Source organism: Rhodovibrio salinarum DSM 9154, assembly GCF_000515255.1.
Lineage (GTDB): Bacteria > Pseudomonadota > Alphaproteobacteria > Kiloniellales > Rhodovibrionaceae > Rhodovibrio > Rhodovibrio salinarum.
In genome coordinates this window covers 1,078,828-1,104,530 of the sequence record NZ_KI911559.1, presented here as the reverse complement: position 1 = coordinate 1,104,530, position 25,703 = coordinate 1,078,828, and the positions used below count along the sequence as shown (strand labels likewise).

Below are 25,703 nucleotides of genomic sequence, written 5' to 3'. Positions count from 1 at the left end.
CCTATTCCGCGGCGACCTGCCCTGGCAGTTGCGGTCCCTCCTCGATCGACAGCAGCGAGGCGTTGCCGCCCGAGGCCGTCGTATCGATCGACAGGCTGCGCTCGTGGACGAAGCGATGCAGATAGGCCGGGCTGCTCGCCACCGGCTGGCCAAGGTCGCCCGCGCCCGCATCCGCCGGCGTCGGGCGGAAGCGGATCAGCGTGCGGATCGGCCCGTCGAGCTCAGCCAGCAGGGCGTTGACCGCTGCCGCGCTCGCCCGGTCGCTGGCGATCGCGGTGGCATGCACCGGTTCGGCCGTCAGCAGCGCGTCCAGCCCGGCATCCTTGCCCGGCTCGACCGCCTGCACGGCGTAATCAGGCACCCCCGCCTCCTGCAGCACCTTGGCAACGGCGGCGGCCGCACCGTCCGCTTCGGCCCACAAGAGCGCCGTGTTGCCGGCGGCGAGCGCCGCGCCCGCCTGCGCGATCAATGCGCTGACCTGAGAGGCGGTGCCGTCGCCACCGAGCGCCAGGCAGGCGACCGTACCGCGTGGCCAGAAGGACAGTTCGTTGCGTTCCCCGGTCGGCCCCGGCATCTGCTTCGGCTCGGCCAGTTCCTCGGCCGCCTGGGCGGCGTAGACGCGTAGAAAGTCCGCGCCGGCCTGGGCATCTCCGGCCGCTTTGCCGAGCTTTTGCAGCGGCTTCGCGCCCGCCTCAATCGCGGCAGCCGCACGCTCCAGCATGGCGGCCCGGTCGGCCGCCGGTCGCAACCATTCGTGGCCCTGCTTGTCCAGCGTCTTGAGCGCCTGCTCCAACGCCTTGCGGGCGAGCCGCGGCGCCTTGAGGTCGACCGCCTGACCGGCCTCCTGGGACGTGGGGGAAGCCGCTCCGTCCTGCGGCGCTTCGGCCACGAACCGTTCAAGATAGAGCGGTCCGCCCGCCTTCGGCCCGGTGCCCGACAGACCCTGGCCGCCGAACGGCTGCACACCGACGATCGCGCCGATCTGGTTGCGGTTGACGTAGCAGTTGCCGACCCGCGCCCGGTCGTAGACGCGCTTCCACATCTCGTCGATCCGGCTGTGCACCCCCATCGTCAGGCCATAGCCGGTGGCGTTGATCTCGTCGACCACCTGGTCGAGCCGGTCGGCCTGGTAGCGCACGACGTGGAGCACCGGCCCGAACACCTCGCGCTCCAGCCGCCCGATCCGGTCGATCTCGAACGCCGCCGGGGTGACGAAACTGCCGTTTTCGGTGCCCTGGCCCAGGCGCGCGCGGCGTATTTCCTTGGCCTCGCCCAGCATCCGCTTGATGTGCTGGTCAACCATCGCCTGGGCGTCGTCGTCGATCACCGGACCGACGTCGGTCGAGAGCAGTTGCGGATTGCCCACGCGCAGCTCGTCCATCGCGCCGGCGATCATGTCCAGCGTGCGCTCGGCGACATCCTCCTGGACATACAGGACGCGCAGCGCCGAACAGCGCTGGCCGGCATTCTGGAAGGCGGAGACGATGACGTCGCGGGCGACCTGCTCGGTGAGCGCGGTCGAGTCCACGATCATCGCGTTCTGGCCGCCGGTCTCGGCGATCAGGGAGGGGATCGCCGCCCCATCGCGGGCGGCCAGCGTGCGGTTGATCCGCCGCGCCGTCTCGGTGGAGCCGGTGAAGCAGACGCCGGCGATCCGCGGGTCGCGGGTCAGCGCGCCGCCCACCCGCGCGCCATCTCCGGGCAACAGGTGCAGTACCTCCGGCGGGATGCCGGCGCGGTGCAACAGGCGCACCGCCCGGGCGGCGATCAGCGGGCTTTGCTCGGCCGGCTTGGCGAGTACTGCATTGCCAGCCGCCAGGGCGGCCACCACCTGGCCGTTGAAGATCGCAAACGGCAGGTTCCAGGGGCTGATGCAGGTGAACACGCCGCCGCCCTGCATGGCGATCTTCTCGCCGCTGCCGGCAGGCGCGCGCACCCGGAATTCGCCAGACAGGTTCTGGCGCGCCTGCAGGGCGTAGTAGCGACAGAAGTCGATCGCCTCCCGCACCTCCGAAACCGCGTCGTTCAGGGTCTTGCCGACCTCCGCCACCACGAGTCCGAGCAGGCTCGACATCTCCTGCTCCATCAGATCGGCGGCACGCTCCAGGCAGGCCGCGCGCTCGACCACAGGCTTGGCGGCCCAATCGGCCGCCGCCTTCTGCGCCGTCGCGATCGCACGCTCGATCTGATCGTCGGTGGCCTCCGTCGCCTCGCCCAGCGTGCGGGCGCGGTCGTGCGGCATGCTGACCTCGCGGCCGTCCTGGCCAGCCGCATCGTCGCCGCCCACGATCGGACCCGAGGTCCAGCGTTCGGCCAGAACCTGCTCCATCTCCTGACCGAGACTGTCCAGCTGCACCCGGTCGGACAGGTCGACGCCCTGCGCGTTCACCCGGTTCGCCCCATAGATGTCGCGCGGCAGCGGGATGCGCGGATGCGGCACCCGCGACAGACCGCGAACCGCCCGGACGGGATCGGCGACAATCTCCTCGATCGGCAGAGAGTCGTCCTGAATCCGGTTGACGAAGGAGCTGTTGGCACCGTTCTCCAGCAGCCGCCGAACCAGGTAGGCGAGTAGGTCCTCATGCTGGCCCACGGGCGCGTAGATCCGGCAGCCCGCACCGACCTGGTCGTGCTCGATCACCCGCTCGTACAGCTCTTCGCCCATGCCGTGCAGGCGCTGAAACTCGAAGTCCCGGCTGTTGCCCGCGAATTCCAGCACGCTGGCGATCGAATGCGCGTTGTGGGTAGCAAGCTGGGGATAGAAGGCATCGGTATTGGCGAACAGCTTGCGCGCGCAGGCGAGATAGGCGACGTCGGTGTTGGTCTTGCGGGTGAATACCGGGTAGTCGCTTACGCCCTGCTCCTGAGCGCGCTTAATCTCCATGTCCCAGTAAGCGCCCTTGACCAGGCGCACCATCAGCCGGCGCTCGTGCCGGCGGGCCATATCCGCCAGGTAGTCGAGCACGTAGTAGGCGCGCTTCTGATAGGCCTGGACCACCACCCCGAAGCCCTGCCAGGACTTCAGGTCGGGGTCGCCGGAGATCGCCTCGATGCAGTCGAGCGAGATGTCCAGGCGGTCGGCTTCCTCCGCATCGATGTTGAGACCGATGTCGTAGCGCGCCGCTTCCACACAGAGCGCGCGCAGCCGCGGCATCAGCTCGTCCATCACCCGGTCGTGGTTGGCAACCTCGTAGCGCGGATGCAGCGCAGACAGCTTGACCGAGATGCCCGGGCCGTTGATCGGCCCCTTGCCCTCCGCCTGCTGGCCGATCTGCTGGATCGCGTGCTTATAGTGGTCGAAGTAACGCCGGGCGTCGGCCATCGTGCGCGCCGCCTCGCCCAGCATGTCGTAGGAATAGCTGTAGCCGCGCTTCTGCCAGGCGTGCGCACGCTCCAGCGCGCCCTCGATGGTCCGGCCCATCACGAACTGCCGGCCCATGATCCGCATCGCCTGGTTGACGCTCTCGCGCACCACCGGCTCGCCCAGGCGCGCGACCAGCCGACGCAGCGCCTGCTCCGGCCCCTGCCCGCGGGCATCGGCCATGCGCACCACCCGGCCGGTCATCATCAACGCCCAGGTGGACGCGTTGACGAACAGCGAGCGGGAGTGCCCCAGGTGCTGGCGCCAGTCCGCCGTGCCCAGCTTGTCGCGGATCAGCCACTCGCGCGTCTCGTCATCCGGCACGCGCAGCAGCGCCTCGGCCACGCACATCAACAGCACGCCTTCCTGCGTGGACAACCCGTACTCGTGCAGGAAGGCGTCGATCCCGCCCTGATGCGCGGTCTCCGCACGCACCGCCTCGACCAACTGGTGGGCGTAGCTCTGGATGGTGCGCTGACTGCCCTCGGGCAGGTCCTCCAGCGCCGCCAGCAGGGTCGTGATGCAGGCCGTCTCGTCGCCGCGGTAATGGGCGTCGATCCGGGCACGCAGATCGCCACGATCGGGCAGCGGCGTCTTGAAGATCATCTTCTCGGGCATGGGCTCAACCGGTTGTGAGTCGTACATTGCGGCCCGGCGGCCCGGGGACGCCGCCCGGCCTTAGCCAGTGACGCCCCCGGGAACGGGCGGCTTGTGTCGAACGGCGCCTTAGCACCGCACGGCTCAGCTCGAACTCTGACCGTAGGCTGAAACGCCGGCAGCCGCCAATGGGTCTTCGTAGCCGTGGCTACTAAGGTCCTTGATCGCTTCGCCGCTGTCACGCCATTCGGCCACCTCCGCGGGCGTGGCCTTCGGGGAGAACAGGCCCGTCATGGCGTAGAAGATGCCGATCACCGGCGCGGTCCAGCAGGCGAAGGCAAGTGGGATGTAAAGTAGATTGTCGAAGTTCCCGTCGCCCACGCCCAGGGCCAGGGCGCTGATCACGAACGCGCCGCCGGCGTTCCACGGGATCAGCGGCGACATCAGGGTGCCGCCTTCCTCGACCGCGCGGGACAGGTTGAGGGTCGAGTAGCCCATGCCCCGGTAGACCGGGGCGTACATCCGCCCGGGCAGCGCGATCGACAGATAGGGGTCGCCCGCCACCAAGTTGGTCGCGATCGAGGTGCCGATCGCCGAGCTCTGCACGCCCGCAAAATTATGCACCTTGGTCATGATCACGTTGATGATCGTCTCCAGGCAGCCGGTCTTCTCCAGCGCGCCACCGAAACCGAGCGCGATCAGCACGAGCGAGATGGTCCACATCATCGACTGCACGCCGCCGCGGTTCAGCAGGCTGTCGATCTCGTCCACGCCGGTGGAGATCGAATAGCCGCTGTTGGCGAACTGGAAGACATCGTGCATGCCCGCGCCCTGGAAGAAGATCGCCATCAGGCCGCCAACGACCACGCCCGCGAACAGCGAGGGGATCGGCGGCTGTTTGCGCACCGCCAGGAAGATCACCAGCAGGGCCGGCACCAGCATGATCGGCGAGATCCAGAAGTTCGCCTGCAGCGCGCTTGTGATCGCCTGTATCTTGTCGAACGAGGTCTGCTCGGAATCGATCAGCGTGAAACCGACGCCGGTGTAGATCACCAGGGCGATCAGCATCGCCGGCACGGTGGTCGGCATCATGTTCTTGATATGGTCGAACAGATTGGTGCCGGTCACCGCGGGGGCGAGGTTGGTGGTGTCCGACAGCGGCGAGACCTTGTCGCCGAAGAACGCGCCGGAGACGACCGCGCCGGCGGTCCAGTACATCGGAATGCCGAACCCGGCCCCGATCCCCATCAGCGCGAGACCGACGGTGCCGACCGTGCCCCAGGACGTGCCGAGCGACAGCGACACGACGGAACAGAGGATCATCGCCGCCGCCAGGAAGATCTGCGGCGACAGGATGGTCAGGCCATAATAGATCAACGTCGGCACGGTGCCGCTGGCGATCCACACGCCGATGATCATCCCAACCGTGATCAGCACCGAGACCGAGGGCAGCGAGACGTGGATGACATGGAACACGCCACGCTCGATCGACGGCCATTCGTAGCCCAGCTTGAGCCCGACCAGCCCCGTGATCGCCAACCCGATGGCAAGCGGGATGTGCGGGGTAAAATCGCCGAAGTAGAAGAGCTGCAGAGCGAGCACCGCCAGGGTTAGCAGCACCGGTGTGAGGGCAAGCCAGATTCCCGGCGCCCGTGGCGCCGTGCTGTCATTACTCACGCATGCCTCCCGTATTTTTGACTGTACATCTGCACAATTACGCGGCGACAGGCCATTCAAGCCTGCAAACCGTAGATGCAAAAAGGCAATACGTCACGTAATCGGTGGGGCGTCATTCATGATCGAATTTGCGACGATCTTACCTGAAGGTATTCCTACGATAGGATATTGCATTTTAAGGGTATTACATTGGCGCGGCGCCGGCGCCTATCGGAACAGATCACCCGCATGACCGGGTGCGTGCGCACCGTTGACCGCCCGCCCTATGCGAATGGATAGGAAACCTATACGCCTTCTTGGTGTGGTTGTTTGCTGATAAAACATATGGTGGGCGGATCATTCAACACTTCCGGCCCCGCCGCCAGCGGGGTCGGACAGCTGGTCAGGACCCATGCGCTTCCCCTTCCTTTCCTCCCGTTTTCAACCAACTCCAGGCCATACCACCGGCCATCTACTTGCCGCTGTCGCGCTGCTGATCGGCCTGCTAGTCGGCCCGATGGACAGCCATGCCCAATCGCTCGGCACGCCCGAAGGCAAGGTTGTGCTGACCGTCACGGGCGAGATCGGGCGCACCAACCGCGACGATGCGATGGTGTTCGACCGCGCCATGCTGCGCGAACTGCCCCAGACCAGCTTCACCACCTCGACGATCTGGACCAAGGGCAAGCACAGCTTCACCGGCGTGGCGCTGCGCGACCTGCTGTCGGCCGTTGAAGCCAAGGGCAAGACCCTGCGCGCAACCGCCCTGAACGATTACGCGATCGTCATGCCCATCGACGCAGCGGAAGGCGCCCTGGTCGCCTACGCCATGGACGGCGAAGCGATGTCCGTGCGCGACAAGGGTCCGCTGTGGATCGTCTATCCCTTTGACTCGGATGCGGCCTTCCAGCGCGAAACGGTCTACGCACGCAGCATCTGGCAGCTCAACCGGCTGCAGGTGACAGACTGACCGACCCAGGCCCCATCGGGACCATGCGATGTCCGAACGCCTAAACGACGCATCTCCTTCCAGACCGACAGGAACCCGCTGGCGAAAGCTGGCGGGTCTTCTGCTCCTGCGCAATCGTCGTCGGGGGGTTACGCTCACCGTGCTGGCGTTTTTCGCCCTGGTCGCCACCGGCACCGGGGTCAGTCTGTACCAGCAGTTGAGCGATCTGCGCGCAGCGCCGCAGGACAATGTGCAGTGGAGCCTCGCCCAACTCGAAGCCGACCTGCTAAGGCTCCAAACGGCCGTGCAGGATGCCCAGGCGTTCGACGGCGAGATCGCTCAGGTCCGCCGGCATTTCGATCTCTTCTACAGCCGGGCGCAGACAGTCCGGCAGGGACGTGGGTTCGCAGAGCTGCGGCGGGTCGCACAGGTCGACCGCGACCTGCAGCAGGTACAAAGCTTTCTGGAGACGATCGTACCGATCGTCGATTCCGATAACGAAACGCTTCGCCGTCAACTGGACCAGGTGCACAACCAAGTGCGCAGCCTGCTCCCGGTGGTGCGCGACATTTCCCTCGCTGGCGTCCGCCTTCACGCGGCGCAGTCGGATTCCAGACGGCAGAACTTCGTCAATGCCCTGCTGACCGCCTCGGCCGTCGCATTCGGGCTGATCGTGCTGCTGGTCCTCACGCTCGCCGTGCTCGACCGGCAGCATCGCATATCCCTGCGCCGGGCCGCGGAAGTCAGCCACAGCCGCGACCGTCTATCGGCAACCATCGGCGCGTCGCTGGATGCCGTGGTGGTCGCCGACGCCGCTGGCCGGATTGTCGATTGGAACGGCGCCGCCGAACGGATCTTCGGCTACAGCCACGATCAGGCCGTTGGCGCGGAGATGACGGCCCTGATCATCCCAGAAGGCGAGCGGGCCCAGCACCGGCGCACGATGCAACGTTACTTGCGCGACAGCAGCATAAACAGTGTCGACACCGGCCGGTTCGAGACCACCGCCCTGAACGCGCACGGCACGGTGTTTCCGGTCGAACTGGCGCTCGGCGTCAGCCAGGGTCCCGATGGACCGATCATCATCTACTACCTGCGCGACATCTCCAGCCGACGTGCCCAGCAGGCGGCGCTGGTCGCCGCCCGCGACGAAGCGCTGGCGGCCGAACGCGCCAAAACCGATTTCCTGGCGGTGATGAGCCACGAGATGCGGACCCCGTTGAACGGCGTGCTGGGCGTGCTCGATCTGTTGGAGCGCACCGACCTGGACGCGCAGCAGCGCCGCTATGTCGCCACCGCCGTCGGTTCCGGCGGGATCCTGCTCAAGCACATCAACGACGTGCTCGACGTCACCCGGGTCGAAGCCGGGAAGATGGTTTTCCAGAAGGAAGCGATCGACCTGCGGGCGGTGCTCGACGAAACGCTGATGATCGGTGCACCGATGGTGGAGCAGAAAGGCAATACAGCCAAGGTGACCGGCGATGAGCCCACCCGGCGCGTGCTGGGTGACCCGCACCGCCTACGCCAGGTCCTGCTCAACCTGTTCTCCAACGCCGCCAAGTTCACCCGGAACGGGCACATCGAACTGGAGCTCAGGGTTGCGGACACAGACGACGATACCAGCGACGTCGAGATCGCCGTGAACGACACCGGCCCGGGTATCCCGCCGCCGGACCGGAAGCGCATCTTCGACGACTTCGTCACGCTCAACAGCAGCTACGACCGCAACGCCGGCGGCTCCGGGCTGGGTCTGGCAATCTGCCGGCGGATCGTGGAAGCGATGGGCGGGGAGATCGGCGTCACCCCAGGCGCGGGGGACCGCGGCAGCCGGTTCTGGATCCGCCTGGCCCTTCCCTGGGCGACGGACGCGGCTGACGAGTCCAACGTGCAGTCTGCCGGGGGAGACCTCGCCACTCCCGCAGGGTACCAAGTGCTGCTGGTCGAAGATAACGAGGTGAACCGGATGGTGGCCGTGGAAATGCTGCGCCAGGCCGGTCACCACGTGAGCGAGGCGCATGACGGTTTGTCTGGAATCGCCGCCGCTGCGCAGCGCCGCTTCGACCTGATCCTGATGGATATCAGCATGCCTGCGATGGACGGTGTCGAGGCGACGCAAGCGATCCGTCAAGGCGGCGGTTTCTCCAAGAATACGCCGATCGTCGCGTTGACCGCCCACGCCCTGCCGGAAGACCGCCGCCGGTTCGCGGACGCCGGCATGCAGGACGCGATCATCAAGCCGCTGCGCCGCACAGAATTGCTCGCCATCGTGGCCCGCTACGTCACGCAAAAGCAGGAATCCGTCACCGCGGCCGCGGTCCCGCAGGCGGCAACGCCGTCTCCAACACCACCGGATGAGGACGACGCACTCGGTGAAGAGGACGACATCATCGACGCCGACGTGCTCAGCGACCTCTCGGTCACTCTTCCCCCGGAAACGCTTAACCGGACCATTTCCATGGTCCGGCGGGAGATCGCCAGCGGCCTGTCCGTCATCGAAACCACGGCACGCGGTCCGGACGACGCGGAACTGGCGCGGCAAGTTCATCGCATGGCCGGGTGCGCCGCAATGGTCGGCGCATACACGCTACATGGCGTCTGCGGCGTCATCGAGGAGGCGTGCAAACGCGGCGACGGCGAAACCGCCCGGGCGAAAATAGACGTATTGCGTGACTCTGCGATGGCGACCGAGTCCATCCTGGCCGAGTTCGCCGAGGAAACGGCTGCCTGAGACACGGTTGCCCGACGCCACCTTTTTGGGTCACGCCTTGAACCACTTTTAAACCAAAAGAGCTTTAAATGGACTGACCCGCGGGAATCGACATGGGACCCAGTGCGAAATCGCCCGGGGGAGTGCGGACAACGCGGTTTGACGTCATCTGACCGAGGCGACTTGGAAGACACGATGCGCATCCTGCTCGCTGACGACCACGAGTTGGTCCGGGATACCCTTGCCGCCTATCTGCAACAGTCGGGCGAGATTAAAGTCAGCGCGGTTGGGTCTTTTGATGAAGCCCGAACCGCGATCAATAACTCCGGTCCGTTCGATCTGGTCCTGCTCGACTATACCATGCCGGGGATGCACGAGCTGGACGGCCTGAGCGAAGCCATCCGCCTGAATGCCGGAAAGCCCGTGGGGCTGATCTCCGGAACCGCGAGCCCCGCGGTCGCCGAACAGGCTCTGGCGGCCGGCGCAGCCGGCTTTGTGCCGAAGTCGATGGCCGCAAAATCGCTGATCCATGCGGTCAACCTGATGGCCGCCGGGGAATGCTACGCCCCATTCAGCTTTCTGAATCAAAAACCGCCGGAGCCAGAAACCCCGGCCTTATCAACTCAGCTCTCCCGGCGCGAACGGGAAGTGCTGTTGTGCCTGACCCAAGGCTTGGCGAACAAGGAAATCGCCCGGCAACTCGACATTCAAGAGGTCACGGTCAAGCTGCACGTGAAGACGCTGTGCCGCAAGCTGGATGCCCGCAACCGCACCCATGCCGCGATGATCGCCAAGGAAGGGGGATTGGTCTGACACAGACCCGGCCCAGCGACCGGCAAGTCTTCCATTTCTCCATCTAAGCGCATCAAAAGCATCCAAGGATCGTTCTGCGATGGCACGCACTACGCCTGCAAGCGATTTAGACGAGAGTTAAGAACAGTGCGATCTCCAGCTTCTCGTCACGGGGATTTTCCCTGTCTACACTCATGCAGTAATCCCTGATGCTGACGCCTTCCGCTTCGTCCGTACGTCCTGGCCGTGCGTTGTTCCTGCTGGGCCTTGGGGCCATCGTGGGCCTCGTCGCCTTTCTCACCTACGCCAGCACCGAAGCGTACTTCGCTGCACGCAAGGAGATCGTGGCCCAGACGACAGACGAAGCGCGCGTGCTTAGAGAGCATGCCGACCGCACTTTCCAGGCGGTCGACATGGCGCTCAAGGAAGTCATCCGCACCGTAGACACCCAGCCCTGGGAAGAGATTGCGCGCAGCCGCAACGTCTGGCATCGGATGCGCGAGATTGCCAATAGCCTGCCGCAACTGCGTTCGATCTGGTTGGTCGACCAGAACGGCTACATGCGCCTGTACAGCGCAAAATGGGAAACGCCACCGCTCGACACGATCGACCGGGAGTATTTCAGCGCCCACGGCTTCGGCAGGAAGTCCCACCTGCATTTCAGCCCGACAATGCCAGGCAAGTACACCGGCAACACCTTCGTGCCGGTCAGCCGGCCGATCACGGTGGGCACATACGGTTTCCGCGGCGTCGTCGCCGCAGCGGTGGAGCCGGCCTACTACCTACCGATTCTACGCACCGATAGCGCGTGCGCGGATTGTAAGGTCGGCATCTACCGGTCAGACGGCACGGCGATGGTGACCGGTGGACGCGGCACTGCCACGGACCCGACGCGCATCCAGAACCTGTTCAAGGAGACGCCAAAGCCAGGCGTGTCCGCCTGGACCAGTCAACAGAAAACGTTCCTGGACGATCACGACGCGCTGGCCACCGTCGCGATGAGTCCGACCTACGATATCGGCATCGTCGCCGCCGCGCCGACATCGGCGGTCTGGGACCGCTGGTGGAATTATGTCCGCGGCATGTTGATCGCCGGGGTGCCATGCGTATTGGGCCTTACGCTGCTGCTTCACCGCGCACAGCTTGCCAGCCGCATACAGGATCATGCGCGGCGCGACGCAGAGGCTGCGCGCCAACGCGAGCAGACGTTGCGCGAACAAGCGGCAGAGGCAAACCGCAGCAAATCCGAGTTCCTGACGTTGATGAGCCACGAATTGCGCACACCCCTCAACGCAGTCATCGGATTCTCCGAGATCATCTCGAAGCAATCGTTCGGCCCGAACCATCCCAACTACCGCGAATATGCGCAGGATATCTACGAAAGCGGACAGCACCTCCTCTCGCTGATCAACGATATCCTCGACCTGGCAAAGATCGAGGCGCAGCGCCACAAGCTGTACGAAGAGGAGATCGAACTCGCCGAGACATTGCGCTCGGTCCGCCGCCTGGCTGCCTTTCGAGCCGAACAGACGCAGGTTGCGCTGTTCGTCCCAGACAGCGATCTGCACCTGCGCGCCGACGCGCGCGCCTTGAAGCAGATGCTGCTGAACCTGGTCGTGAACGCGCTTAAATTCACCGATCCGGGCGGGTCCGTGACCGTGTCCGTCGCGCGCGACGACACGTGGCTCTATCTGTCAGTTACTGATACCGGCCATGGGATGGGCCCGGCAGACCTGGAACGGGCGATGCAACTGTTCGGCCAGGCGGAAAATGCTTTGACGCGCCGGGCAGAAGGCACAGGCCTCGGCATCAACATCACCAGCGCGCTTGCCAAGCTACACGACGGCGGACTGGATATCTTCAGTGTCCCCGGTGAAGGCACCCGCGCGACCGTGCGACTGCCCGTCACACGGATCAGTTCCAACCAGTCAAGCGCCATGGCTCAGGATTCCGCGGGTATCAATATCGACGCCCAGCGCACCACCCGTGAAGATATGCGCGCGCGCTAACTCCAGACCAATCAGTCGATCCGTTTCGCCACCGCGGGGATCGGAACGTAGGCAGCCCCGTCCGCATAGCTGTGCCAATTCTGTTCGGCCCGGTCTCCGTCGAGAAACTTGACGCACACGGCCTCGCATTCGTGCTGCTGGGCCACCTCGTCAGCCGCGGCAAACAGGGCGTGCGCGGGCGTCCGTTCGCCCGCCAAACCGACCGCGCAGAAGTCGTCGACCATCAAGGTTCGACCGAGCGCAAGCGTCGTCCAAAGGCGATAGGTAAACGCCCCATAGAGATAGTCCCCGCCCGCACTGAGCACGATCGCCCCCGCATCTCTTCCGGTTGTGCTCTCGCGCTCGATCAGCGGCTTAATATGGTTAAGCCAATTATCAAGTGTTATGTTGGGTCGGATCGCTTCGACGAGGGCATAGGCGCGCTGCGCGTCCGTGCGAGTCATCTCTCTGGCGACGAAGGGCGTGCTCATGCGGATCCGCCTCACAATCGGCTTAGTTCACGCGTCTCGACAACGTGTACGGTAACGCGGGGCGTTTGGATGTCTGGAACCGGATCGCACACCCCCACCGACCCCCGTGCCCATACCGGGTCTTGGCATCCAGACCGGCTGGACAGGTCCCCCCTGCTCAGGGCGTGTGAAGCTACGGCGCGCGCGGCGTTCGTCAAGTCGCTACGGTGTCACAACGTCCAGAAGAACGAACTGATCGTCGCGGAAGGCACCCCATCGACATACGTTCACATGATCGTCGACGGCTGCCTCATGGTGTGGAAGCAACGCGCCGACCGGAACCTGCAAGTGACCGGATTCCTGTTCCCGGGCGATCTACTGGGCGCCCTTGCGGGGGTACACTACCTCTACAGCGCGCGGGCCGTCACCCGCAGCACATTGGCCAGCGTGCGACAGACGGAGCTCAACGAGCTGAGCGACACCTACCCTAACCTACGCCACGCCCTCTATCGCACCGTGACGTCAGAATTCGCATTGGCCCAGGATCAATTGTTGATTTTGGGCGCCATGAACGCGGCGGAACGCGTCGCCACCGCCCTGCTGCAGTTCGACCGCCGGCAGCGGGCGCGCGGCATGGACGCGGACGCACCGCTATGGCTACCGATGCGCCGCACCGACCTCGCCTCCTACCTCGCTCTCGAACTACCCACCTTGAGCCGGGCTTTCAGCCGGCTGCGCCAAGACGGCATCATCGCCTGCCCCTCGACCACCGAAGTCGCTCTACGCGACCGCAAGGCGTTGGAGCGGATGAGCTGCGAAGCCCCGATCTAATCCCGCAACCAATGCGGAACGCGCGCCTGAGCCTCGTCGATCAACGAAAATGATCCGGCGACAGGTCGGTCGCCTCATCCACATCGGACAATCGCGCCAACAGGGCCCACCGCAGACCGGCGCGGCCCAGGTTCCAGCAGCTATCGGCCAGGGCGTACGGCCCACTCCAGCGCACGCCGTCGAACGGCGGGCGCTTACGGGCCCGCGGCCCCAGCCCGATCAGCCAATAGCCGCCGTCGGCCGCCGGCCCCAGAACGGCGTCCGTCCGCCCCAATGCGAAGAAGGCGTGCGCAACATGGTGGCGGTCGATCCCAGGCACGTCGCTGCCGACGATCACGACAGGCCCCGCCGGCAGGGTGCGCATCGGACGCGCCATCCGCGCCCCCAGATCCCCCCGACCCTGCGGGATCGCAGTGACTGCACCGTATGCCGCACGCGGAAGCCAGGTCGGACGGACAGCAGCGCTGTCGGGGGTGACCGCCAGCCAGGTCGTCCAGCGCGGGTCGCCGGCAACGCGATGCAGCAGGCGCGCCAGCATCAGACGCTGGAAGCGCCAGGCGTTCAAATCGCCGACCCCACGCGCCAAGCGCCGCTTGCCAACCCCGATCTGCGGCTGGCGCGCGAAAATCACCAGATGGCGCGTGCTCGCCATGACCTTCCTGCCTTAGCCGTACAGACGGCGCAGGAAACGTGGTGGCACCCCCAGCAGATAGAGCGCGAGGACGCTCAGATTGCGCGCCGGGCGCCGCCACCACCCCTCCCGCTGGTAGCGTGCGGCACTGGTCACGGCCGTCGCCTGCAAGACCTGCAGGCGGTGCCGGCCCAAACGGCGCACCAGATCGACGTCCTCCATCAGCGCGAGCTCGCGGTAGCCGCCCACCCCGTCGTACAACGACCGGGCGATCAGCAAGCCCTGGTCACCGTAGGGCAGCCCCAGCCGCCGGGCACGCCAGTTCGCCAGCCTTGCCACACGCGCGGCGCCGTCGGACACCTCGTCGAAGGCGAGTTGGAAGGCGGCCGCCATCGCCGCAGCATCCGGCCGGGCCAGGTGCTCAGCAAGCACGCGCTCCCACCCCTCGGCCAACTTGGTATCGGCGTGCAGGAACAGCAGCCAGTCACCGGACGCCGCCTTGGCGCCGGCGGCCAGTTGCGGGCCACGTCCTGTGGGCGCGGCGACCACGATCGCGCCGAACCCACGCGCAATCTCCGGCGTGCCGTCGCTGGACCCGCCATCGGCCACGATCACCTGATCGACCAGACTCGCCGCCCGGGCCGCACGCAATGCCCCCAGGCACCCCGGCAAGCGCGCCCGCGCGTTCAACGTGGGGATCACCACTGACAACGTGCCCTCCGGCGCCTGCACGCCGGCAGCTATGCTGGACGGCAAAACCTGCGGGAACGACGACGGGGGCAGTGTGGAGTCGGTTAGGGACATGACGCCCCCGCAGATAGCATGATCGTGATGACAGGTCTGCTACCTGTGGGCTGTCTCAACGCATCCGACATGCTAGGTGCGTGGATCATGCCCGCCATACCCGACCGCGCCACCCTGACCCGCCAGTTGCGCACCCATCCTCGCTTCGCCGACCTGGGTGCGGACGAACTCACGCCCATGGCCGTCAAGGGCCTGGCGCACGAACACTTGCGCGTCGGCCAACGCGGCTGGGTCCTACGCGTGCCCAAACAAAGCCAGTTCGCCTTCGGCGCGCAAGACAACCTGACCTACCAGGCCGCCTGCTTCGAACGGGTCAGCGCCAGCGGCCACGCGCCGCGCCTGGCCGCGGTCCTGACGCCGAGCGAGGAACTGCCGATGGGCGCCCTGGTGGTCGAGGAGATCGTCGGCCGCCCGCCGCGCCTGCCGGACGACCTGCCCGCGCTCGCTGCCGCGATGGCACGGGTGCACCACCTCCCCGTTCCATCTCCAATGGACCGCCCGCCGCTCGCCGATCATAGCGACCCGGTCGCCGGCGCGATGGCCGAGATCACGGCGCAGGCCGAGTATCTCGACGCCGCGGACCTCGACCCGGCCGCACGGGAAGAACTGGAGGCCGAACTGGACTGGGCTCGCGCCTTCGCCGCGCGTGTCGAGGGCGCGGCGCAGCCGATCCGGCTTGTCCTAACCGACACCCATCCGGGCAACTTCCTGATCACCGACGACGGCAAGGCCGTGATCGTCGATCTGGAGAAGGCGCTTTACGGCTCACCCGGAACCGATCTGGCGCATGCCACGCTGTACAGCTCCACCACCTGGGACCCGGACACCTACGCCGACCTCTCGCTGGACGCACTGGGCGGCTACTACAGCCACTATCTCGAAGCCGTCGGGCCCGAGCTTGCGCAGCAGCTCCGACCCTGGCTGGTGCCGCTGCGCCGGATCACCTTCCTGCGCGCGCTCACCTGGTGCGTGATGTGGTCGGTCGAGCACCGCCGGGCTGCACGCACCGACGCGGCGGGACACGGGCGCGACTGGTCGGCGGACAACACCGACCCGGCGCTGATCGCCCACGTCGCCGACCGTGTGGCCGAGTACCTGCGGCCCGAAACGCTACGTCGGATGCGCGCGGAATGGCTGGCCGCCCCCGGTCTGGCAGCGGAAATCGGCGACTGAAGCACGCAACTTCCGGCGCACGATCGCATCAAACCGCCGTGAGGCCCGCTGACATACGCGTCGCCGCGTTCTAGCCTCGAGTCCGCAAATCAGGACAACGGCCCCCTGCGAAGGTGGACACCCGATGACGACTTCCCCGACGCGCCCAACCGCCCGCACGGTGACACGGGCATTCCTGCTCAGCCTGCTGCTGACGTGCGGCCTACCGCTCGGCTTGGCCGCAGCAGACGGCGCCATGAGCTATGACAGCGCACAGAAGCGCGCCCAAGGTCAGACGGTCTACTTCAACGCCTGGGGCGGCGATCCGCAGGTCAACAGCTACCTCGACTGGGTCGCCGGGGAGGTCGAGGCGCGCTTCGGCATCGAGCTGCGCCACGTCAAGCTGTCCGACACGGCGGAAGCAGTCAGCCGCGTGTTGTCGGAAAAGTCCGCCGGACGCGACGACGGCGGGTCGATCGACCTGATTTGGATCAACGGCGAGAACTTCGCCACGATGAAGGAGAACGACCTGCTGTACGGGCCGTTCGTCGACCGACTGCCGAACTGGAAGCTGGTCGACGTCGACGACAAGCCGACCACCAGGATCGACTTCACCATCCCCACCGAAGGCTACGAAGCGCCCTGGGGCATGGCGAAGTTCAATATCATCTACGATTCCGCCCGGATCGACCCAGCTGAGACGCCGGAGAGCATGCGCGACCTCGCCGCCTGGGCCGAGGCCCATCCCAGCCGGCTGAGCTATCCCGCACCGCCGGACTTCCTCGGCACGACCTTCCTGAAGCAGGCGCTGATCGAACTAAGCGACAACCCCGACCTGCTGCAGGAGCCGGTGCAATCGGACGAACAGTTCGCCCGCGTCACCGAACCGCTGTGGACCTTCCTGGACAACCTGCACCCGCACCTCTGGCGCCGGGGTCGCGACTTCCCGAAAAGCGGCCCGGCCCAGGTGCGCATGCTGAACGACGGGGTGCTCGACATGGCGCTGTCGTTCTACCCCTCGCAAGCCTCGGGCCTGATCGCGGAGGGCCGGCTGCCGGAGAGCGCGCGCACCTTCGTCTTCGACAGCGGCATGATCGGCAACACCCACTTCGTCGCGATCCCCTACAACGCCGCACACAAAGCCGGTGCCCTGGTGGTCGCGAACTTCCTGATGAGCCCGGAAGCCCAGGCGGAGAAAGCACGCCCGGACGTCTGGGGCGATCAAACCGTGCTCGACGTCGGCGAACTGCCCGACGACAAGCGCGCCCTATTCCGGGACATCGACCGTGGCAAGGCCACACTCGGGCCAAGCGAACTCGGCCCCACCCTGCTGGAGCCGCATCCGACCTGGATGACCCGGATCGAACAGGCCTGGCAGCGGCGCTATGGCAGCTAAGGCGCCGGCCTAGTCGAGGTCGATCACCTTGCCTGGGTTCATGATGTTGCCGGGATCGAGGCTCCGCTTGATCGCGCGCATCATCTCGAGTTCCACCGGCGGCTTGAAGCGGGCGTTTTCCGCGACCTTCATCTGGCCGATGCCGTGTTCGGCGGAGATCGAGCCGCGGTAGCGGGCCACGATGTCGTGGACGGCCGCGTTCACCTCGTCCCAACGGGCGAGGAAGGCTTGTGTGTCCGCCCCCTCCGGTTGGGTCAGGTTGAAGTGCAGGTTGCCGTCGCCGAGGTGGCCGAACGGCACCGGGCGGATGCCGGGCACCATTTCATGCACCTTGGCTGTCGCCTCTGTCAGGAACGCCGGAACGCTGGACACCGGCACGGCGATGTCGTGCTTGATCGAGCCGCCCTCGTGCCGCTGCGCCTCGACCACCGCTTCGCGCAGGTGCCAGAACGTCTGCGCCTGGGCCGCGCTTTCCGCCGGCGCGGCGTCCAGCACCAGACCGTCCTCGTACGCCTGCATCAGCGCGCCTTCCAGCGCGGCCTTGAGCCCACCGTCGCCATGGCCGCCCTGCGCCTCGACCAGGACGTACCAATCGTAGGCGCCTTCCAGCGGGTCGACGCTGCCGGCGACGTGTTTGAGAGAGAGGTCGATACCGATCCGCGGGATCAGCTCGAACGAGGTCAGGGACTGCGCGGTCGCCTGCTGGCAGCGGGCCAGCAGATCCAGTGCCGCATCGACGTCGCGCACGGCACAGAACGCGGTTGCAGCCTCCAGCGGTTGCGGCTGCAGCTTGAGCGTGGCGGCGGTGATGATGCCGAGCGTGCCTTCCGACCCGACGAACAGCTGCTTCAGGTCGTAGCCGGTGTTGTCCTTGCGCAGGGTGCGCAAGCCGTCCCAGACCTGCCCGTCGGGCAGCACGACCTCCAGCCCCAGCACCTGATCCCGGGCGTTGCCATAGCGCAGCACGTTAAGCCCGCCGGCATTGGTCGCCAGGTTCCCGCCGATCCGGCAGGTCCCCTCCGCCGCCAGGGACAGCGGGAACAAGCGGTCGTGGCGCGCGGCTTCCTCCTGCAGACTTTGCAGGATACAGCCGGCTTCGACCGTCATGGTGTTGTTGACCGGGTCGACGTCGCGGACCCGGGTGAGCCGCTCGGTCGACAGGATGACCGCGCGCCCGTCCAGATCGGGCGTGCTGCCGCCGACCAGGCTGGTGTGGCCGCCCTGCGGCACGATCGGCGTCCTGCAATCGGCACAGGCCCGCACAACCGCCGCGACCTCCGCGGTGGTGCCGGGCTTGACCAGCGCCAAAGCGTTGCCGGTGTACTTCCGCCGCCAGTCGATCAGGCGCGGGGCGATTTCATCCCGCTCGGTGACGACGTGACGTGGACCCAGCAGGTCACCTAGTTGGGAAAGCAGCTCTGGGCAGGTCGACGATGGGGCCATGGCCCGACCTTAAGACACGTGTGGACCATGCGCCAGTCAGCGGACAAATGCCATGATCCATGCGGGTTTGAGGCCCCGTCCCCGCCGCTTAACAGTTGATGCCCCGCCACGTTGACGGTCAAAAATCCAGATCGGCGTAATGGTCCGGCGGCGGAAACCCGGGGATGTTCTCGGCCAGGATGCCGCGCATCGACGGGCGCGACTTGACCCGGGCGTACCAGTCCTTGGCGCCCGGCACATCCTCCCACGGCACGTCGCCCAGGTAGTCGACCGCCGAAAGCTGCGCGGCGGCCGCGATGTCGGCCAGCGAAAAACTGTCGCCCGCCAGCCAGGTTCGCCGGTCGCACAGCCACGCGATGTAGGCCAGGTGATAGCCGATATTGGCATGGCCACAGCGGATCGCCTGGCTATCCGGGTTACCGCTGCGCATCAGGCGCTTCAAGATCTTCTCGTCGACCAGATTGCGCGTGACCTCCTCGTGGAACTTGGCGTCGAACCACCAGACGAGCCGGCGCGTCTCCGCCCGTTCGAACGCATCCGTGCCCAGCAAGTCGATCTCCGGATAGGCCTCCTCCAGGAACTCGGAGATCACGGGAGCCTCGGCGATCACCGCGCTGTCCTCGACCAACACCGGCACCTCGCCCGCCGGGTTCAGGCGCAAGAAGCCCTCCCGGCGTTGCCAGGTCTGTTCGGTCTTCAGTTCGAATGCCAGGCTCTTTTCCTGCAGCTGCAGGCGGACCTTGCGGCATCCGGGGTGCAAAGGGGTGTGATAGAGAACGCGCATGGCGTCGGGGAGACTAACCGCTCGTGCCGCGCTGCGGAAGGCGGGGCCGGCAAAGACACACGACCGATACGACGACACAGGCCCGATACAGGCGCTGGGCGGCTAAAGTCCGCCAACGGCCCAGCCGAGCCCCGCCATTGCCAGGACCGCACCGCCTACCGCAGAGATCACCGCCATCCAGCTAACCTCCTGACGTGCTTCTGGAATCATTTCCGAGAAGGTCATCCAGAACATCGCCCCGGCCGCCAACCCCAGGCCCACGGGCAGCAGCGGTTGGAAGAACCAGACGAAGATAAACGCCGGAATCGCCAGGATCGGCTGCGGCAAAGAGGAGAACACGCTCCACCACGCCGCCATCAACACCGAGACACCGCGCGGCACCAGTACGAGCGAGATCGCCAGCCCCTCCGGCACGTTGTGGATGGCGATCGCGATCGTCATCAGCACGCCCAGATCCTCGCCCCCGCCGAACGAGACGCCAACACCGATTCCCTCGGCAGCCGAATGCATCGTCATCACGCCGACGATCACCAGCGCCTTGCGCGCATCCGCGCCGGTCAATTCGCCGATCGTCAGGTCCTCGCGCGCGTGCACCAGCTTGTGGCTGTAGAACATGAAAATCGCCCCCAACCCGATGCCGATCAGGGTGCGCAGAACCGATAGCTCGATCCCCGACTTCACCAGACCGATCGACGCCGCGATCATCAGGCCGGCGGCGATCGCATTGCCGATCGCCTCCCAACGGCGCGTCAGGTTGCGCACGAACAGGAACGGCAGTGCGCCCAGACCCGTCGCGAGCGCCGTGATCAAGGCCGCGATGAAAACGGTCCAGACGCTGGTCTCGATCATGTGGGCACGCTCCAAGGCTTGGAACCGACGCGACGACGACTCCAAGGAGCCACCGTCAAGCGCGGCGGGACGCGCATGATGTAGCATACACCGGCACGTTTGGCCGAATGGTTTCTTTAGAAGTGTTCTAATCTATACCGAGCACACGCCTGCCCGGCTACGCGCACCCGTTCGGGCTGTACGAATCCCTTAGAAAGAGACCTTTGCGGTTGCTATAGAGGTTCTGCGCGACCTGCTTCGCATGGGGGACCGCGCCAAAACGCGGGCGTGGCGGAACCGGTAGACGCAAGCGACTTAAAATCGCTTGGGCAATGCCCGTGGGGGTTCGAGTCCCCCCGCCCGCACCAAGGCTTTTCTGACATGCGCGAGCCTTCCGGGCACCACGCGTCCTAATCGGGACCGTGACCGCTGGCGCTAGCGGGCCGCCACGGACCGCTCCGTGGCCACGTTATCCTCGATGTCGCCCAAATCCGGCAGCATCACCTCGACACGGGTGCCCTGCCCCGGGACGCTGTCGACCTCGATCTCGCCACCGGCGAAATCGACCAGCTTCTTGCACAACGCCAGTCCAAGGCCGGTGCCTTCGCAATCCTGATGCGCGCGCTTGGCCCGGGCGAACGGTTCGAACAGACGCGCGGTCGTGTCGGCATCCATGCCCGGCCCCTGGTCCACGACGCACAGTTGGATCTGCGAATCCTCGCGCTCGGCCTGGAGCGTGATCGTGCCAGCGCCTCCCGCGTATTTCACCGCGTTCGATAGCAGGTTCAACAGCAACTGGCGCACAGCGCGCTTGTCGAATACCACCTCCAGCGTGTCCAACCCTGGCGCCGGCTGAATTTCCGCTCCGTAGCTCTCGCACAGCGGTTGCAACATGCGCAGAACCCAGTTCACCTCGGCGCCGAGGTCGAGTTCTTCGGGATAGAGGATGTGCTGACCCGCATCCAACCGGCTGATATCAAGGATGCCGTTGATGAGAGACAGCAAATGCTCGCCACTGCGCCGGATATCACCGGCATACTCGGCATAGCGCGAGTCGGAAATCGGGCCAAAGCTCTCCCGCTCGATCACTTCAGCGAAGCCGATCACCGCGTTCAACGGGGTGCGCAACTCATGACTCATGCTGGCGAAGAAGGTGGCCGTCGCCCGTTCCGTACGCCTGGAGTCCTCCAACGCATCGACCAGTTGGTGGTTCGCTTCGTTCAACTGGCGCAACTTGCGCAGCACCCGGCTTGCGGTTTCCGCCATGTCACGCAGCAGTTGGCGTTGCTGCGTGTTCAACTGGCGCGGGTGGGAATCGATCAGGCAAAGGGTGCCCAGACGATGCCCCTCCGCGCTGGTGAGCGGCGCACCAGCGTAGAAACGGATATAGGGCGGCCCGGTCACCAGCGGATTCTGGACGAACCGCGGGTCCTGGCGCGCATCCCTCACCTCCAGGATGTCATCGCTCAGGATGGTGTAGGCACAGAAGGCGACGTCGCGCGACGTGCGTTCGGCGTCCAGGCCGACGCAGCCAGCGAACAGCTGTTCCGTGTCATCCACAAGGCTCACCAACGCGATCGGCACACCGACCGCGCGCGCCGCCATTTCCGCTACCGCCTGAACACCGTCGTCGCGAGCATTCTGGATGTCGATATGCGCGCGTAAGGCGCGCAGGCGAGCGGTCTCGTCATGCGGGCGGGGAGCGGGAATCATACGCGAACCCTCAGAAAAAGTTGCTAAACAAAACTCCAACACCGCGCATTAAGACATAGTAAAAAGCGAAAGGTTAAAATCGGGCGCTCGTGCCACTGCCGTCGTTGTCGTTTTGGCAGGGCTACCCCCTACGTGGGACCGACGGATTGCAATAGCGCGCTTAGTTCCGGTCGCGGCCCAGCAGCATCACGGCAATCCCCATCGCGACTGAGCCAAAGGTTACCACCAGCCCGAACAAAAGCAGAGCCGCTGCCACCCAACCGTCGCGGGTGTTGAACATCAACGCGCGCAAGTTGGCGAGGTCGTAGGCCATGATCAGGGCGAAGAACACCACGGCGCCGAGCACACCACCGACCATGTGGTGCGCGAGAAAGCGCACGCCCTCGTACTCCGGACGATCCTTCGGCACCAGTCGGGCAAGCAGCTTACGCATACCGATCAATCTAAGACCGCCTGGGAGGTGCGACCAGCCCGCGTGGGGATGCTTTCAGACCGGATCGTCACCGACCTCCGGCTCGGCCCCCATCGCGCGCACCATCTCGACCAATTCCGCCTTGGCCGCCAGCAGCCGGTCCCGATCGGTGGCGCGCAACACCAGGCTGGCGCCATAGCGGTGCTGGCCGAAGAAAGGATATGAGCCCATGCCGACATCCGGATAGCGCGCCTGCAGCGCACCCAGCGGTTGCGCCAGATCCCCCTCGGGCAGGGCAGCCACGACGGTGGTACTGAGCAAAGGCGCCCCGCCGACCAGCTCGTGCGCCAGGGACTCGAACATGCCCTGCATCACCTCCGGAATACCGGCAAGCACGTAGACGTTGCCGATCTTGAAGCCGGGCACCTTACTGACCGGGTTCTCCACGATCTGTGCGCCCTCGGGCGTGCGGGCCATGCGCAACCGCCCGGGAGTCAGCCCCTCGGGCCCGTAGCGGGCGTCCAGAATCGCGCGAGCGTCCGGATGCTCAATCAAACGGCGGTCCAGCGCCTCGGCGATACATTCGGCCGTGATGTCGTCGTGGGTGGGGCCGATCCCGCCGGTGGTGAACAGGTACTGATGCTTGGCACGCAGGGCGTTGACCGCCTCGACGATCGCCGCGCGGTCGTCGGGCACGACCCGCACCTCTGACAGACGCACGCCCAGCTCATTCAGCCGACGGCCCAGGTAGGGCAAGTTCTTGTCGTGGGTGCGTCCGGAGAGAATCTCGTCGCCGATGATGACGAGCGCGGCGGTAACGGTATCGGACGCAGAACCGCTGACAGACGGGGTCATGCGAGCATCCTCGTTGACGGGCGATCTTTGGGATCGCTGGGAATCAGTCGAGCCGCCAGCCCTTGTCGCGCATGCAGTCCTGGAACAGCCGGCGCTGACGGTTGTCCTGGCTGTAGTCGCGCAACTGCCGGGTCAGGTCCGCCCCTGGCTGGTCGACGCCCACAGTCGCGGAGCCGACCTGCTGGTCGCGGTCGATCTGGCGGTCACGCTCAATCTGCGCCCGGGCCACCGTTCGGCATTCGTCGATCGCCGCCTCACGCGCTTGCGGACCGGCGTCCGCCTTCACCCAGACTCCCCGCTCCTGCGGCCCCGTGGGGCTGGAGAACACCGGGCCGAAATTGAACGGATCGTCGGCCCCGCCGGAACAGCCGGCAAGGCCCAGCACCAACACGGCAGCCAGCAACGGGCGGCACGGGGCGGCACGGCGGAGCGTCATGGCGAGTCCTTGACTTCTGTGGTCAGACGGGCGCAGCTGTAGCTGTTGCATGCGCGCGGCGCACGGCAGGCAAACGCATTGCGGCTTGTCCGCGCGCGGCTGCATCGCTATGTCCGGTCAAGGTCGCGCACTTGCCCGTCCGCGCGCAAGCGACAAGCATGCCGCGGCGTCCGATCGCCGCCTGACGGACGCGTCGTCCGACCTCCCGCGCCGCCGAGCGCGCGACCGAAGCAGCTGCAGTCACATCCGAGCATCAAGATGAGCCGAGACGAATCCAGATCCGTAATGGCCGACGACAAGCGGCGCGTACCGCTGCACGGCGAGGACGCGTTCGAGGGCATGCGCAAGGCCGGCCGGCTGGCCGCCGAAACGCTCGATATGATTGCCCCCTACGTCCAGCCGGGCGTGAGCACCGGCGAGTTGGACCGGCTGTGCCACGAGTTCATCAACGACCATGGCGCCACGCCGGCTCCGCTGAACTACCGCGGCTTCCCCAAGGCGACCTGCACATCCGTGAACCGGGTGATCTGCCACGGCATCCCGAACGAGAAGAAGAAACTCGCCAAGGGCGACATCCTGAACATCGACATCACCGTCATCCTGGACGGCTGGCACGGTGACAGCAGCCGGATGTTCTGGGCGGGCGAGCCGTCGGTGAAGGCGCGCAAGCTATGCGACGTCACCTACGACTGCCTGATGCGTGGGATCGAGGTGGTCAAGCCGGGCGCGACGCTGGGCGACATCGGCCACGCCATCCAGTCCCACGCCGAGGCGCACCGCTTTTCGGTCGTCCGCGACTTCTGCGGCCACGGCCTGGGCCAGGTCTTCCACGCCGCACCCACCGTGCTGCACTATGGTCAGCCCGGCACCGGGATGACGCTGCGCGAGGGGATGATCTTCACGATCGAACCAATGATCAACGCCGGCAAGCCCGACGTGAAGGTGCTGGAGGACGGCTGGACCGCAGTCACCCGCGACAAGTCCCTGTCGGCGCAGTTCGAGCATTCGCTTGGCGTGACCAAGGACGGCTGCGAGGTGTTCACCTATTCGCCGAAAGGCTTGGACAAACCGCCCTACACCTCCGAAGATTAGGCGGGAGATCCAACACACGCCTTGAGGGGGCGCCTTTCGGCCATGAGCGCGCGCGGCTCCAGACGCGAGGAGACGGGATCGCGCGCGCCGGAGGATGCGGCCGCCGCACCCAAGTCCAGCGACGCTAAGCCGCACTACCACGGCCACCGGGAGCGCCTGCGTCAGCGCCTGCTCGACAAGGGCGGCGAAGCGTTGGCGGATTACGAGGTGTTGGAGGTGCTGCTGTTCGCGGGCAATCCGCGCGGCGACACCAAGCCGCTGGCGAAAGCCCTGCTGCAGCGCTTCGGCAGCCTAGCCGCCGTGCTCGCGGCTGGGCCAGCCGAGTTGAAGACGGTCAAAGGCCTGGGCGACGGGGCGGTCGCCGGTCTGATGGCGACCCGCGAGGCGGCCGGCCGCATGGCCCGCGAACAGGCGATGGAACGGCCGGTAATCTCCTCCTGGGACAAGCTGCTCGCCTACGTCCGCATCCAGATGGCAGAGCAGAAGGTCGAGCAGTTCCGCCTCCTGTTCCTGGACCGGCGCAACCGCCTGATCGCCGACGAGGCGCAGGGCAAGGGCACGGTCGACCATACGCCCGTCTACCCGCGCGAGGTGGTCAAGCGCGCGCTTGAGCTGGGCGCCAGCGCGCTGATTCTGGTGCACAACCACCCTTCCGGCGACCCCACGCCCAGCAAGGCCGACATCCAGATGACCCGCGATGTCGCCGAGGCCGCCAAGCGGCTGGGCATCAGCGTCCACGACCACGTCATCATCACCCGCTCGGGCCACACCAGCTTCAAAACCAAGGGGTTGCTCTAGCGCGCCGG

Annotated in this window: 21 protein-coding genes and 1 tRNA gene; 10 read left to right on the top strand and 12 right to left on the bottom strand. The window is 66.1% G+C overall.

Annotated features, from left to right (window positions below; all coding sequences use genetic code 11):
* Window position 1 precedes the first annotated feature (1 nt).
* Both putA and nhaC read right to left on the bottom strand, forming a co-directional pair.
* Window positions 2-3,979, bottom strand: coding sequence for a bifunctional proline dehydrogenase/L-glutamate gamma-semialdehyde dehydrogenase PutA (gene putA, locus RHOSA_RS20625; RefSeq protein WP_215904988.1), 3,978 nt, complete (start codon window positions 3,977-3,979; stop codon window positions 2-4).
* Window positions 3,980-4,102: 123 nt separating this feature from the next.
* A complete protein-coding gene (gene nhaC, locus RHOSA_RS20620) occupies window positions 4,103-5,635 on the bottom strand; it encodes a Na+/H+ antiporter NhaC (RefSeq protein WP_051431824.1) in 1,533 nt (510 codons plus the stop codon).
* Window positions 5,636-6,026: 391 nt separating this feature from the next.
* Here nhaC and RHOSA_RS0105120 point away from each other — a divergent pair, with 391 nt between their 5' ends.
* From RHOSA_RS0105120 to RHOSA_RS24015, 4 genes are all read left to right on the top strand, one after another.
* A complete protein-coding gene (locus tag RHOSA_RS0105120) occupies window positions 6,027-6,584 on the top strand; it encodes a putative pterin-binding protein (RefSeq protein ID WP_200371954.1) in 558 nt (185 codons plus the stop codon).
* Window positions 6,585-6,723: 139 nt separating this feature from the next.
* Window positions 6,724-9,291, top strand: a complete 2,568-nt coding sequence (locus tag RHOSA_RS20615; RefSeq protein WP_051431823.1) for a hybrid sensor histidine kinase/response regulator — start codon at window positions 6,724-6,726, stop codon at window positions 9,289-9,291.
* A 174-nt stretch (window positions 9,292-9,465) separates the two neighbouring features.
* Complete coding sequence (locus RHOSA_RS0105110) at window positions 9,466-10,083, top strand: response regulator transcription factor (RefSeq protein WP_027287825.1); 618 nt, start codon at window positions 9,466-9,468, stop codon at window positions 10,081-10,083.
* A 188-nt stretch (window positions 10,084-10,271) separates the two neighbouring features.
* Complete coding sequence (locus RHOSA_RS24015; protein ID WP_051431822.1) at window positions 10,272-12,071, top strand: sensor histidine kinase; 1,800 nt, start codon at window positions 10,272-10,274, stop codon at window positions 12,069-12,071.
* Window positions 12,072-12,082: 11 nt separating this feature from the next.
* On the opposite strand, the gene RHOSA_RS25375 is transcribed toward RHOSA_RS24015, so the two are convergent.
* A complete protein-coding gene (locus RHOSA_RS25375; RefSeq protein WP_027287824.1) occupies window positions 12,083-12,541 on the bottom strand; it encodes a hypothetical protein in 459 nt (152 codons plus the stop codon).
* Between the two features lie 69 nt (window positions 12,542-12,610).
* Between RHOSA_RS25375 and RHOSA_RS25370 the strand changes: the two genes are divergently transcribed.
* The gene (locus tag RHOSA_RS25370; protein ID WP_169816596.1) at window positions 12,611-13,351 is read left to right on the top strand and encodes a helix-turn-helix domain-containing protein; all 741 of its coding nucleotides are present in this window, start codon (window positions 12,611-12,613) and stop codon (window positions 13,349-13,351) included.
* 40 nt (window positions 13,352-13,391) lie between these two features.
* Here RHOSA_RS25370 and RHOSA_RS20600 read toward each other — a convergent pair whose 3' ends face one another.
* The gene (locus RHOSA_RS20600) at window positions 13,392-14,003 is read right to left on the bottom strand and encodes a TIGR04282 family arsenosugar biosynthesis glycosyltransferase (protein ID WP_037255732.1); all 612 of its coding nucleotides are present in this window, start codon (window positions 14,001-14,003) and stop codon (window positions 13,392-13,394) included.
* Window positions 14,004-14,015: 12 nt separating this feature from the next.
* A complete protein-coding gene (locus RHOSA_RS0105085) occupies window positions 14,016-14,786 on the bottom strand; it encodes a TIGR04283 family arsenosugar biosynthesis glycosyltransferase (protein ID WP_081728482.1) in 771 nt (256 codons plus the stop codon).
* An 87-nt stretch (window positions 14,787-14,873) separates the two neighbouring features.
* On the opposite strand from RHOSA_RS0105085, the gene RHOSA_RS20595 reads away from it, so the two are divergent.
* Both RHOSA_RS20595 and RHOSA_RS0105075 read left to right on the top strand, forming a co-directional pair.
* Window positions 14,874-15,959 (top strand): aminoglycoside phosphotransferase family protein, encoded by a 1,086-nt coding sequence (locus RHOSA_RS20595; protein ID WP_169816595.1) that lies wholly within the window; start codon window positions 14,874-14,876, stop codon window positions 15,957-15,959.
* 124 nt (window positions 15,960-16,083) lie between these two features.
* Window positions 16,084-17,334 carry an ABC transporter substrate-binding protein gene (locus RHOSA_RS0105075; protein WP_051431819.1) on the top strand — a complete coding sequence of 417 codons (1,251 nt, stop codon included), beginning with the start codon at window positions 16,084-16,086 and terminating at the stop codon, window positions 17,332-17,334.
* 9 nt (window positions 17,335-17,343) lie between these two features.
* Here RHOSA_RS0105075 and RHOSA_RS0105070 read toward each other — a convergent pair whose 3' ends face one another.
* From RHOSA_RS0105070 to RHOSA_RS20590, 3 genes are all read right to left on the bottom strand, one after another.
* Entirely contained in the window at window positions 17,344-18,777 is a 1,434-nt protein-coding gene (locus RHOSA_RS0105070) for an FAD-binding oxidoreductase (protein WP_027287821.1), read from the bottom strand.
* Window positions 18,778-18,895: 118 nt separating this feature from the next.
* On the bottom strand, window positions 18,896-19,561 hold the full coding sequence (locus RHOSA_RS0105065) for a glutathione S-transferase family protein (RefSeq protein ID WP_027287820.1): 666 nt from the start codon (window positions 19,559-19,561) through the stop codon (window positions 18,896-18,898).
* Window positions 19,562-19,663: 102 nt separating this feature from the next.
* Window positions 19,664-20,410 carry a ZIP family metal transporter gene (locus RHOSA_RS20590; protein WP_037255731.1) on the bottom strand — a complete coding sequence of 249 codons (747 nt, stop codon included), beginning with the start codon at window positions 20,408-20,410 and terminating at the stop codon, window positions 19,664-19,666.
* A gap of 261 nt (window positions 20,411-20,671) precedes the next feature.
* On the opposite strand from RHOSA_RS20590, the gene RHOSA_RS0105055 reads away from it, so the two are divergent.
* A tRNA-Leu gene (locus RHOSA_RS0105055) sits at window positions 20,672-20,757 on the top strand.
* A 67-nt stretch (window positions 20,758-20,824) separates the two neighbouring features.
* Here RHOSA_RS0105055 and RHOSA_RS0105050 read toward each other — a convergent pair.
* The 4 genes from RHOSA_RS0105050 to RHOSA_RS0105035 form a co-directional block, all read right to left on the bottom strand.
* The gene (locus RHOSA_RS0105050) at window positions 20,825-22,102 is read right to left on the bottom strand and encodes a sensor histidine kinase (RefSeq protein WP_081728481.1); all 1,278 of its coding nucleotides are present in this window, start codon (window positions 22,100-22,102) and stop codon (window positions 20,825-20,827) included.
* 160 nt (window positions 22,103-22,262) lie between these two features.
* A complete protein-coding gene (locus RHOSA_RS0105045; protein WP_037255730.1) occupies window positions 22,263-22,535 on the bottom strand; it encodes a hypothetical protein in 273 nt (90 codons plus the stop codon).
* A gap of 54 nt (window positions 22,536-22,589) precedes the next feature.
* Window positions 22,590-23,369 (bottom strand): competence/damage-inducible protein A, encoded by a 780-nt coding sequence (locus RHOSA_RS0105040; protein WP_027287817.1) that lies wholly within the window; start codon window positions 23,367-23,369, stop codon window positions 22,590-22,592.
* A gap of 43 nt (window positions 23,370-23,412) precedes the next feature.
* Window positions 23,413-23,805 (bottom strand): hypothetical protein, encoded by a 393-nt coding sequence (locus tag RHOSA_RS0105035; RefSeq protein ID WP_027287816.1) that lies wholly within the window; start codon window positions 23,803-23,805, stop codon window positions 23,413-23,415.
* A 285-nt stretch (window positions 23,806-24,090) separates the two neighbouring features.
* On the opposite strand from RHOSA_RS0105035, the gene map reads away from it, so the two are divergent.
* The gene (gene map / locus RHOSA_RS0105030; protein WP_027287815.1) at window positions 24,091-24,897 is read left to right on the top strand and encodes a type I methionyl aminopeptidase; all 807 of its coding nucleotides are present in this window, start codon (window positions 24,091-24,093) and stop codon (window positions 24,895-24,897) included.
* Between the two features lie 42 nt (window positions 24,898-24,939).
* Window positions 24,940-25,695: a RadC family protein gene (radC, locus tag RHOSA_RS20585; protein ID WP_051431818.1), complete on the top strand. Its 756-nt coding sequence runs from the start codon at window positions 24,940-24,942 to the stop codon at window positions 25,693-25,695.
* Window positions 25,696-25,703: the final 8 nt, after the last annotated feature.

What these genes read in the sequence shown, in the direction of transcription:
- RHOSA_RS0105120 (WP_200371954.1), top strand. Translation starts at nt 6,027, where the DNA reads ATGCGCTTCCCCTTCCTTTCCTCCCGTTTTCAACCAACTCCAGGCCAT.
- RHOSA_RS25370 (WP_169816596.1), top strand. Translation starts at nt 12,611, where the DNA reads ATGTCTGGAACCGGATCGCACACCCCCACCGACCCCCGTGCCCATACC.
- RHOSA_RS0105065 (WP_027287820.1), bottom strand. Translation starts at nt 19,561, where the DNA reads ATGCGCGTTCTCTATCACACCCCTTTGCACCCCGGATGCCGCAAGGTC.
- map (WP_027287815.1), top strand. Translation starts at nt 24,091, where the DNA reads ATGGCCGACGACAAGCGGCGCGTACCGCTGCACGGCGAGGACGCGTTC.
- RHOSA_RS20595 (WP_169816595.1), top strand. Translation starts at nt 14,874, where the DNA reads ATGCCCGCCATACCCGACCGCGCCACCCTGACCCGCCAGTTGCGCACC.
- RHOSA_RS24015 (WP_051431822.1), top strand. Translation starts at nt 10,272, where the DNA reads ATGCTGACGCCTTCCGCTTCGTCCGTACGTCCTGGCCGTGCGTTGTTC.
- RHOSA_RS0105040 (WP_027287817.1), bottom strand. Translation starts at nt 23,369, where the DNA reads ATGACCCCGTCTGTCAGCGGTTCTGCGTCCGATACCGTTACCGCCGCG.
- RHOSA_RS0105085 (WP_081728482.1), bottom strand. Translation starts at nt 14,786, where the DNA reads ATGTCCCTAACCGACTCCACACTGCCCCCGTCGTCGTTCCCGCAGGTT.
- RHOSA_RS0105075 (WP_051431819.1), top strand. Translation starts at nt 16,084, where the DNA reads ATGACGACTTCCCCGACGCGCCCAACCGCCCGCACGGTGACACGGGCA.
- putA (WP_215904988.1), bottom strand. Translation starts at nt 3,979, where the DNA reads ATGCCCGAGAAGATGATCTTCAAGACGCCGCTGCCCGATCGTGGCGAT.
- radC (WP_051431818.1), top strand. Translation starts at nt 24,940, where the DNA reads ATGAGCGCGCGCGGCTCCAGACGCGAGGAGACGGGATCGCGCGCGCCG.
- RHOSA_RS20600 (WP_037255732.1), bottom strand. Translation starts at nt 14,003, where the DNA reads ATGGCGAGCACGCGCCATCTGGTGATTTTCGCGCGCCAGCCGCAGATC.
- RHOSA_RS0105050 (WP_081728481.1), bottom strand. Translation starts at nt 22,102, where the DNA reads ATGATTCCCGCTCCCCGCCCGCATGACGAGACCGCTCGCCTGCGCGCC.
- RHOSA_RS0105070 (WP_027287821.1), bottom strand. Translation starts at nt 18,777, where the DNA reads ATGGCCCCATCGTCGACCTGCCCAGAGCTGCTTTCCCAACTAGGTGAC.
- RHOSA_RS20590 (WP_037255731.1), bottom strand. Translation starts at nt 20,410, where the DNA reads ATGATCGAGACCAGCGTCTGGACCGTTTTCATCGCGGCCTTGATCACG.
- RHOSA_RS0105110 (WP_027287825.1), top strand. Translation starts at nt 9,466, where the DNA reads ATGCGCATCCTGCTCGCTGACGACCACGAGTTGGTCCGGGATACCCTT.
- RHOSA_RS25375 (WP_027287824.1), bottom strand. Translation starts at nt 12,541, where the DNA reads ATGAGCACGCCCTTCGTCGCCAGAGAGATGACTCGCACGGACGCGCAG.
- RHOSA_RS0105045 (WP_037255730.1), bottom strand. Translation starts at nt 22,535, where the DNA reads ATGCGTAAGCTGCTTGCCCGACTGGTGCCGAAGGATCGTCCGGAGTAC.
- RHOSA_RS0105035 (WP_027287816.1), bottom strand. Translation starts at nt 23,805, where the DNA reads ATGACGCTCCGCCGTGCCGCCCCGTGCCGCCCGTTGCTGGCTGCCGTG.